Source organism: Streptomyces sediminimaris, from assembly GCF_047049295.1.
Lineage (GTDB): Bacteria > Actinomycetota > Actinomycetes > Streptomycetales > Streptomycetaceae > Streptomyces > Streptomyces sediminimaris.
Map to the genome: position 1 here is coordinate 216,387 of NZ_JBJWOT010000003.1, position 9,173 is coordinate 225,559.

Consider the following 9,173-nt stretch of genomic DNA (forward strand, 5'->3'; position numbering starts at 1 on the left):
GGTGATGAGCTTGATCGAGCATATGAGGCGTGACTGTCCCATGGCAAGCCTCTGGGAGTGACTTTGTACGCCCTTTGAGACCGTTCATGTGGTTCTCCCGCACGGCACACGGAGCGTCGCGGCAGTTCACAGACCCGGTCGGAGAAAAGCAGGCCCCCTGGATGTGGTTTTGTGTGAGGTCTCTGGGCGTAGAACTAATAATTCCCCCATATTCTCGGCGCTTGACTGGAGTCGTAGACGTCCGCGATCCGCGGGGATCGGCCCGGCGGACGCGCCCATGGAGAGGACCGATATGGCCACCAGCACCAGCACCGGCGACCGCGGCGCGCTCGAGGCCGGCAACGCCTGGCTGCGCCGCTACCGCCGGGATGCCGCCGGGGCGCCGCGCCGGCTGATCTGCTTCCCGCACGCGGGCGGCGCCGCGACGTTCTACCGGCCGCTGGCGCAGCGTTTCGCGCCGGAGGTGGACGTGCTCGCCGTGCAGTACCCCGGCCGCCAGGACCGGCTGCGCGAGCCCTGCGTCGACAGCATCGACACGCTGGCCGATCTGGTCGCCGAGCAGCTGCGCGGGCTGCCGGCCGTACCGACGGTGTTCTTCGGGCACAGCATGGGCACCGTGGTGGCGTTCGAGACCGCGTGGCGGCTCGAACAGACCGGGCACGGACCGGGCGCTGTGGTGGTCTCCGGCTGGCGGGCACCGTCGCTGCCGTTCGACGAGGGAGTGCACCGGCGTGACGACGCGGGCGTGGTGGCCGAGATCGGGGCGCTCGGCGGCACCGAGGCGGCCCTGCTGGCGGACGAGGAGGTGCTGCGGATGGCGATGCCGGCGATGCGCGCCGACTACCGGGCGATCGAGTCCTACGCGGGCGACCCGGACCGCCGCGTCGGCTGCCCGGTCACCGCGCTCATCGGCGACCGCGATCCGAAGCTGGACGTGGCGAGCGCCAAGGCGTGGCAGCGGCACACGACCGCCCCCTTCCGCCTGAAGGTTCTGCCCGGCGGCCACTTCTACCTGGTCGAGCGGCACGCCGAGGTCGAGGGCGAGATCCGTGCGGAACTCGACCGGTGGGCCGTCGACCGCCCTTGAGCCGGGCCCGCGGACGATCCGCGGTCGTGGCGCCGCCCGGCCTTCGGGGATCGACGGCCGGGCGCGCTATTCCGCGATCCGGGTCGATGCGCACCATTCGAATACCGGAAGCATTTCACCCCCGATGTCACGCACTTCCGCGGTCGGCAGGAAGTGTTCGTATCCAGCCCCCCACAAAACCTTCACCTTCTCGTTGAGATCGGTGATCTCACGCAGCTCGAAAATGTCCGGAAGGTCTTTCGGGCCACCGGAGAGAACGACCCTCTTTGCGTGCACGGCAACCAACTCCTCGTGACTTGAAAGGCCATGCTTCCTGTGGTTGAGAGAATTGCCGCGCGACGCTGGTGAAACCCCTAAACACGGGACGCGGACTCGGGCTGCTCGGCCAGCAGCCGGGCGACGGCCGCCGGGGTGGGGAAATCGAAGACGAGGGCGGCTGGCAACGGCAGGCCGGTGGCCTCGCTCAGCTCGTTGCCCAGCCGCACGGCCAGCAGCGAGTTGACGCCCTGGCTGCGGAAGCCCACCTCGGCGGCGATGCCCTCGGGCTCCCGGCCGACCAGTGCGGCGGTGTGCTCGCGCACCAGCGCGAGCGCCTCGTCGTAGCGGAGCTTCCGGGTCGGCGCGGCGGCGGACTCGCCGGCTCGCGCCGCCTCGGCCTGCAGGGCGCGCCGGTCGAGCTTGCCCGCCGGGGTGCGCGGCAGTGCCGCCACCCGCACCACCTCGAGCGGGATCTTGTACTGCGCGAGCCCGTGCAGGCGCAGCAGTTCGGCCACTTCGGCGAGATCGACCTCGCCGGTCACCACCAGGCAGGGATACTCCCCCAGCCGCGCGTCCGCCTTGGCCACCACCGCCAGCGGTCCCCACTGCGCGACCCGCTCCAGCAGCCCCTCCACCTCCGCGGCGTTGAACTTCTGACCGCCCACATTGATGAGCTCCTGCGAGCGGCCGTGGAAGAGCACGGTCCCGTCCTCCAGGACCGCCGCCATGTCGCCGGTGCGCAACCAGCCGTCCGGCGTGACGGCCGCGGCCGTCGACTGCGGCTCCCGGTAGTAGCCGCGGAACAGGCCCACGCCGCGGTACTGCAACTGCCCCACGGTCCCCGCGGCGACCTCGGCGCCGGAGTCGTCCACGACGCGCACCGCCGAACCCGGCACCGCACGGCCCACCGAGCCCTCCGCCCGCGAGTCCTCCGTGCCGGTGCACGTGCCGTAGCCGATCTCCGACATGCCCCAGACCACGCTCACCGATGCCTTCAGCTCCGTGCGCACCCGCTCGGCCAGCGACTCCGTCAGCACCGCGCCCGCCGTGCGCACCTGCCCCAGTGCCAGGCCGCCTCGGGCCACGAGGTCGTACAGCTGCGTCGGCACCGCGAAGACGATGCCGGGCCGGGTGCGCTCGGCCACCGCCGCGAACCGCTCCACGTCCCAGCTTCCCGACAACGCCACCGGACAGCCCGCCAGCAGAGCGGCGTAGAAGGCCTGCAGCCCGAACATATGGGTCATCGCCGACGCGATCAGCGCCGGGCCGTCCGTCCCTTCGACCGCCAGTGTCCGGGTGTTCGCCAGCAGCCCGCCGTGCGTGTGCAGACACAGCTTCGGCCGGGCCGACGTCGTGCCCGAAGACGGCAGCACCAGCATCGGCCAGCCGGCTTCGACCTCCACCGGCTCCGCCGTGCGGCCGGCGTAGCGCGTGCGCAGTTCGCCGACGCCCACGACCGCGGCCGGCTCCCCCGCCCCGCCGGCGCCGTCCGCCTCGCCGCCGCCGATCAGCACCGCGCGCAGGGACTCCGGCGCACCGCCCGAGCCCACCAGGGACCACGCCGTCGAGCCGGAGGCGCACACGAGAGCAGCCGGCTCCACGCGCGCGAGCAGCGCCGCGGCGTCCGCCTCGCCGTAGCCGACGTGCACCGGCAGCAGCACTCCGCCCACGGCGGCGATCGCCAGGACCGCGGTCGCCAGGTCCACGCCGTTCGGCAGCTGCACCGCCACCGCGTCGCCCGCGCGCACGCCGAGCTCCTGCAGGCCGCAGGCCACCGACTGCACCTCCGCGGCCAGCTGCTCCCACGTGCGTGCGGAGCCGTGCTCGTCGGTCAGCGCGACCGCCTGCGGTTCCCGCCGCACCGCCCGCGCGAACACCTGCGGCAGCGTCAGGCCGCCGTCCCCCTCCGCGTCCCCCACGACCTCCAGCAGACAGTCTTGCGCGCGAACCGCCACAGTCCCTCCAACCCTAGGCATCCGGGCGCCGCGTCCGCGCGCGCCACCGTGAGGACGTTAGAGCGAGCCCGGCATGGAAGTCCGTAGCTCAAGGACCAGGGGAGCCCAAGGACTAGGGGATTGCCGATCGGCCGGCGCCTAGCGTGGCACGGACAGCCCGGCTACCCGAGGAGCCAGCCATGCGCGTGCGAGACGTCTTCCTGAGCGGGATCGGGGTCCACCTGCCCGACAAGGTCGAGAGCATCGACTCGGCGGTGACCCGGGGACTGTTCCCGGCCGACGAGGTCGAGGCGCGCGGCTACACGGGCGCGCTGGTCGCCGGCGAGACCCCACCGCCCGAGATGGCCCTGAACGCGGCCCGGGACGCACTGAAGAACGGCGGTGTCAGCCCGCAGGACCTGGCCGCGCTGCTCTACGCCGGCGTCTGGCACCAGGGGCCCGACGGCTGGGGGCCGCAGTACTACCTGCAGCGCCACCTGGTCGGCGACGAGCTGCTCGCGGTGGAGATCAGGCATGGCTGCAACGGCACCTTCAGCGGGATCGAGCTGGCCGTCGGCATCCTGCGCTCGGCCCCGGAGAACCGGGCCGCCCTGGTCACCGCGAGCGACAACTTCGGCACCCGGCTGTTCCGCCGCTGGGACTCGGGCGCGCAGAACAGCGTGATGGGCGACGGCGCCGCCGCCGTGGTGCTGACCAAGGACCAGGGCTTCGCCCGCCTGCTGTCGGTCTGCACGGCGAGCTACTCCGAACTGGAGGAGGCGGACCGGGCCGGCGAGCCGCTGTTCCCGCCGGGCATCACCGAGGGCCGGGTGCTCGACTACAAGACCAGGTACGCGGCGTACGGCCGCAAGCTGCTCGCCGAGAACATCGGGCCGGAGCTGCTGGTCGAGCACGCCCGGCGCAACACCGACTGCCTCAACCGGGCGCTGGCCGAGGCCGAGGTCACCGCGGACGACATCAAACGGGTGCTGATCCACAACGTCGGCAAGGGCGACGCCGCGACGTACCTCAACGACCTGGGCTTCCCGATGGAGATGTCGGCCTGGGACTACGGCGCCGGCATCGGCCACATCGGCGCCGGCGACCACCTGATCTCGCTGCACCACCTGCTGAGGACCGGACAGCTCCAGCCCGGCGACCACGTGCTGCTCGCCGGGATGTCTCCCGGGGTGACCTACAAGGCGGCGGTCGTCAAGATCCTCGACGTGCCGTCCTGGGCCTGAGGACGGTCGGCCGTGGGATACGTCGACACCGAGGCGCCGGCCGCGCCCGCGCAGCAGCAGCCCGTCTGGCTCGACGCCGCCGAGGCACTGCGCATCCGCAGGCTGCTGGCCGCCCGCCCGCCGCTGGTGAGCCTCGAGGACGTGTGCGCGCTGCGCGCGCGGCTGGCCCGGGTCGCCGCCGGGGAGGCGTTCGTGATGCAGGCCGGCGACTGCGCGGAGGATCCCGCCGACTGCGACGACGAGCGGGTGCTGCGCAAGGCCGCGACGATCAACGAGTGCGCGGCGGCGCTGGCCGCGGTCGGCGGCGCGCAGGTCCTGCGGATCGGACGCATCGCGGGGCAGTTCGCCAAGCCGCGTTCGCGGCCGGTCGAGCGGGTCGACGGCGTCGAACTGCCGGTCTACCGCGGGCACATGGTCAACGGCCCCTACGCCGATCCGCGCAGCCGCTTCCCGGACCCGCGGCGGATCCTGACCGGCTATCTCGCGGCGAGCCGGATGATGGGCGTGCTCGGCTGGAGCGGCGCGACCGGGCGGGTCGGGCGGCGTGCGGCGGCGGACGGCGAGCCGGTCGTGTGGACCAGCCACGAGGCGCTGCTGCTCGACTACGAGCTGCCGATGCTGCGCGGCGCCCGGGGCGGGCCGCGCTGGCTGGCCTCCACCCACTTTCCCTGGATCGGGGACCGCACCCGCCAGCCGGACGGCGCGCACGTCGCGCTGCTGGCCGCCGCCGCCAACCCGGTGGGCTGCAAGGTGGGGCCCGGCACCGGGCCGGAGGAGCTCGCCGCGGTGTGTCGCCGGCTCGACCCCCAGCGGGAGCCCGGCCGGCTCACCCTGATCGCGCGGATGGGCGCGGAACAGGTCGGGGACCTGCTGCCACCGCTGGTGCGCCGGGTGCGCGAGGCGGGCCATCCGGCGATCTGGCTGTGCGACCCGATGCACGGCAACACGATCAGCACCGCCGACGGCCGCAAGACGCGGCTGCTGACCGCGATCGGCCAGGAGGTCAGCGCCTTCCGGCTCGCGGTGACCCGTTCCGGCGGGGTCGCCGGCGGCTTGCACCTGGAGATCACACCCGACGACACGACCGAGTGCGTGCGCGACGAGAGCGAGCTCGAACGGGTCTCGGACCGGTACGCCAGCCTGTGCGACCCGCGGCTGAACCCGGATCAGGCCCGCACCGTCATCGAGGCCTGGGCCGCCGCGCCCTGAGCCGCCGCCAGCCCGTGCAGTCCTCGTAATCCTCGTGGTCCTTGCAGCCCTTGCAGTCCTTGCGGTCCTTGCGGTCCTTGTTCCTGCACACGTCGTGGCCGCCACCCCTGAGCGGGTGGCGGCCACGACGTGTGCGGAGCAGCGGCCGCGGGCTCAGACCCGCTCCAGCGCGCCGGGGCCGATGGCCTTGGGCCCGGGCCGCGGCTCGGTCCGGCGGTGCCGGCCGGCCGGTTCGGCGGTCAGCTCGGCGTAGAGCTCGGCGAGCGTCGGATGCTCCAGGCCGACATCGTGCACCTCGATGCCGTGCCGCCTGAGCCGCTCGACCACCGCGGCGAGGTCGGCCAGCGCCTTCGGGGCGGGCACGGTGACGACCCGTCCGGCGACGGTGGCGCTCGGGCCGAGCGCCCGGCCCGTCGCCCCGACCAGCTCGGGCCTGGACTCCGGCAGGGTGACCCGGACCCGGGCCAGGCCGGCCGCCGCGGTCAGCTCGGACGGGGTGCCCTCGAGCAGCACCCGGCCGCCGGCCAGCACCACGATCACGTCCGCGAGCGCGCTGGCCTCCTCCATGTCCTGCGTGGTGAGCAGCACCGCGGTCCCGCCCCCGGCCACGTCGCGCACGATCTGCCAGGTGTCGGTGCGGCTGATCGGGTCGAGGCCGGTCGTCGGCTCGTCCAGGAAGAGCACCTGCGGCTCGGGCAGCAGGCTCACCGCCAGGTCGAGCCGGCGGCGCATGCCGCCCGAGTAGGTGCCGACCGGCTTGTCCGCCGCGTACGTCATGCCGAACTGCTCCAGCAGCTCCTCGGCACGCCGGTCGGCCCCGCGTGCGCCGAGGTGGTGGAAGCGGCCCATCAGCCGCAGGTTCTGCCGCCCGGTGAGGACCTGGTCGAGACTGGCGCCCTGCCACGCCACGCCGATCCGCGCGCGCACCCGCTCGGGCTCGGTGGCGATGTCGTGCCCGGCGACCAGGGCGCGGCCGGCGTCCGGTCTGATCAACGTGGTGAGGATGCGCACCGTGGTGGTCTTGCCGGCGCCGTTGCGGCCGAGCACGCACACCACGCTGCCGGCCGGCACCCGCAGGTTCACCTCACGCAGCGCCCGGTACTGCCCGAAGGACTTGACCAGCCCCTCGACCTCGATGGCCGGTCCGGACAGGTCGCCTGCGCCCAGGACCGAACCTTCAGACGGTGTCACCGCACCCTCCCGTAGAGCCGCACGGACAGCGGCACCAGCACGGCGAACATCAGCCCGATCAGCACGACCGACGCGGCGACCGGGTGCTGCAGCGGCAGCACGCCCGCGGGTGCCGGCGCGGTCGGGACGCCGAACAGCCGGCGGACCGCGGCGACCACGGTGGAGAGCGGGTTCCACAGCGCGGCCACCCGCAGCCAGGCCGGCATGTGCGCGGGGTCCACGTACACGTTCGAGACGAAGGCGAGCAGCAGCGACGGCGCCATGCTCAGGCTGTTGGCCGCGCCGGGACCGCTGACCACGAGCCCGATGACGGCACCGACCCAGGCCATGGCCCAGGCGAAGGAGAGCATGACGGCGAACGCGGCCAGCGTGTGGGCGGGGCCGCGGTCCGGCCGCAGTCCCATGGCGAAGGCACACCCGGTCATCACGGCCAGACCGGGCAGCCCGGCGATGCCGGTGGCGATCGTCCGGCCGAACAGCACCGAGGGGCGGGCGATGGGCATGACCCGGAAGCGGTCCATCACCCCCTCGCGCATGTCCGCCGCCACGGCCACCGCGACGGTGCCGGCGGCGAAGAGCATGCCCTGCGGCAGGATGCCGGACAGCAGATACGGCTCGTAGTCGCCGCCGGGCACGGCGACAGAACCGCCGAAGACATAGCTGAACACCAGGACGAAGATCACCGGCATCACGATGCTGACGGCGAGGGTGTCGGTCTCGCGCAGGCTGCGCAGGATGTACATACGCGTCGCGGTCGCCATGTCCCGCAGGGAGAAGCGCGTCCGTGCGAGCGCCGTCAGCGGCTCGGCCGGGGCCCCGTTCACGGGGCCGCCTGCTCCGCGCCGTCCCGGGCCGCCAGCTGGGGCAGCGCGAGAATCAGCCCGGCGGCGGTCTCCCGCCCGCCGGCCCGGCGTTGCAGGGCGCCGAACCGCGCCGAGCGCTCCCGGTAGCCCGGGTCGCCCAGGACCCGCATCAGCTTGTCGGTGAGGTCGTCCGGGTCGATCGTGTGCGGATCGTCCAGGGTGAGGCTCACGCCGCGGTCCTGTCCTCGTACGGCCACGTCGTGGTTGTCGGCCCACAGCGGCCGCACCACCATCGGCTTGCCGAAGTACAGCCCCTCGTTGAAGCCGTTGCCGCCGCCGTGCGTGACGAAGGCGGTCACGTGCGGGTGGGCGAGCACGTCGAGCTGCGAGGGCACCCAGCTCTCCACCCGGAGGTTGCCGGGCAGCGCGTCGGGCAGCAGCGCGTGCAGGCCGGCGGGCAGCTTCCAGAGCACCTGGTGCGCGCCGTCGAGCCGGCGGGCCACCTCGACCACCGCGGCGACCTGGGCGCGGGTGAGCCGGGTGATCGTGCCCAGCCCGATGTAGACGGTGGAGGGCCGGCCGTCCAGCCAGGCCTCCAGATCACCGCCCGGCCGCTCGGGCACCGGTGGGAGGATCGCGCCCACGGTGCGCACGTTCTCCGGCAGGGCGATGGGGTAGTCCAGTTCGGCGACGGTCGAGCAGAGCACGAGCTCGGCCCGGTCCACCTGGGCCAGCCGCCCCGGCGGCGGGATGCCGATCGACTTGTGGAAGTCGAGATCGGCGCGCAGCGACCGCCCGATGCGCGGGTCGAGGAGTACCGCGAGGGTCCAGGCCTTGAACAGCCGGTTGGTCAGCCGCTGCCGCAGGCTCATGCGCAGCGGCAGGCCGGTGAACGGGACCGGGAAGCCGCGCGGGACGCAGGAGCGGGCGAAGGGCGGGTGGGAGGCCAGCATGTAGCTGGGCAGGAACGGGACCGTCAGCACGTAGGGGATGCCGCGCGCGACGGCGAGGCTGATCGCGAAGCGTGCCTCGCAGTCGATGACCATCACGGCCGGGTTCACCTTGTCCACCAGTGCCTCGAGCCTGCGGTACTTCTGCTGCCAGAGCCGGGGCCGGTAGGCGTGCTTCAGCACGGCGTGATGCGAGCGGAACCGGGACCTTCCGGTGACCTGCCGGTAGACCTTCTCGTCCCAGCTCTGGGCGGACATCTCGGAGACCACCTCGCCCAGCGAGGCGAAGGTGAGTTCAGGCTCGGACTCGATCCGGGCGCGCTGGGGTTCGTCGGTGGCGAACCAGACGTCCACGGCGGCGTGCCGGGCGGTCTCCCGGGCCAGCACGAGCATCCCGTTGACGAGCCCGGCCTCGGGCAGGCTGACGAACAGCACGGGCTTGGCGGCGTCTCGCACAGTGGTCCTTTCCGTTCCGTTGGCGGGCGGCGGCCTGACGG

Annotated in this window: 8 protein-coding genes; 3 read left to right on the top strand and 5 right to left on the bottom strand. The window is 73.2% G+C overall.

The features are described 5' to 3' along the window. Positions 1-292: 292 nt before the first annotated feature. Positions 293-1,087: a thioesterase II family protein gene (locus tag ACJ9NR_RS40365; RefSeq protein WP_412494697.1), complete on the top strand. Its 795-nt coding sequence runs from the start codon at positions 293-295 to the stop codon at positions 1,085-1,087. 66 nt (positions 1,088-1,153) lie between these two features. Here ACJ9NR_RS40365 and ACJ9NR_RS40370 read toward each other — a convergent pair whose 3' ends face one another. Together ACJ9NR_RS40370 and ACJ9NR_RS40375 are read right to left on the bottom strand one after the other, a co-directional pair. Then, complete coding sequence (locus ACJ9NR_RS40370; RefSeq protein WP_412494698.1) at positions 1,154-1,363, bottom strand: DUF5988 family protein; 210 nt, start codon at positions 1,361-1,363, stop codon at positions 1,154-1,156. A 77-nt stretch (positions 1,364-1,440) separates the two neighbouring features. Then, positions 1,441-3,264, bottom strand: coding sequence for an AMP-binding protein (locus ACJ9NR_RS40375; RefSeq protein ID WP_412494700.1), 1,824 nt, complete (start codon positions 3,262-3,264; stop codon positions 1,441-1,443). Positions 3,265-3,479: 215 nt separating this feature from the next. Between ACJ9NR_RS40375 and ACJ9NR_RS40380 the strand changes: the two genes are divergently transcribed. After that, entirely contained in the window at positions 3,480-4,523 is a 1,044-nt protein-coding gene (locus ACJ9NR_RS40380; protein WP_412494701.1) for a ketoacyl-ACP synthase III family protein, read from the top strand. Positions 4,524-4,535: 12 nt separating this feature from the next. Then, on the top strand, positions 4,536-5,732 hold the full coding sequence (locus ACJ9NR_RS40385; RefSeq protein ID WP_412494702.1) for a 3-deoxy-7-phosphoheptulonate synthase: 1,197 nt from the start codon (positions 4,536-4,538) through the stop codon (positions 5,730-5,732). Positions 5,733-5,885: 153 nt separating this feature from the next. On the opposite strand, the gene ACJ9NR_RS40390 is transcribed toward ACJ9NR_RS40385, so the two are convergent. Genes ACJ9NR_RS40390 through ACJ9NR_RS40400 form a run of 3 tightly spaced genes read right to left on the bottom strand, consistent with a single transcriptional unit; the run spans position 5,886 to position 9,132 of the window. Continuing rightward, the gene (locus tag ACJ9NR_RS40390) at positions 5,886-6,923 is read right to left on the bottom strand and encodes an ATP-binding cassette domain-containing protein (protein WP_412493806.1); all 1,038 of its coding nucleotides are present in this window, start codon (positions 6,921-6,923) and stop codon (positions 5,886-5,888) included. After that, positions 6,920-7,747, bottom strand: coding sequence for an ABC transporter permease (locus ACJ9NR_RS40395; protein WP_412493807.1), 828 nt, complete (start codon positions 7,745-7,747; stop codon positions 6,920-6,922). The genes ACJ9NR_RS40390 and ACJ9NR_RS40395 overlap by 4 nt, the downstream gene beginning before the upstream one ends. Next, positions 7,744-9,132, bottom strand: coding sequence for a glycosyltransferase (locus ACJ9NR_RS40400; protein WP_412493808.1), 1,389 nt, complete (start codon positions 9,130-9,132; stop codon positions 7,744-7,746). The genes ACJ9NR_RS40395 and ACJ9NR_RS40400 overlap by 4 nt, the downstream gene beginning before the upstream one ends. Positions 9,133-9,173: the final 41 nt, after the last annotated feature.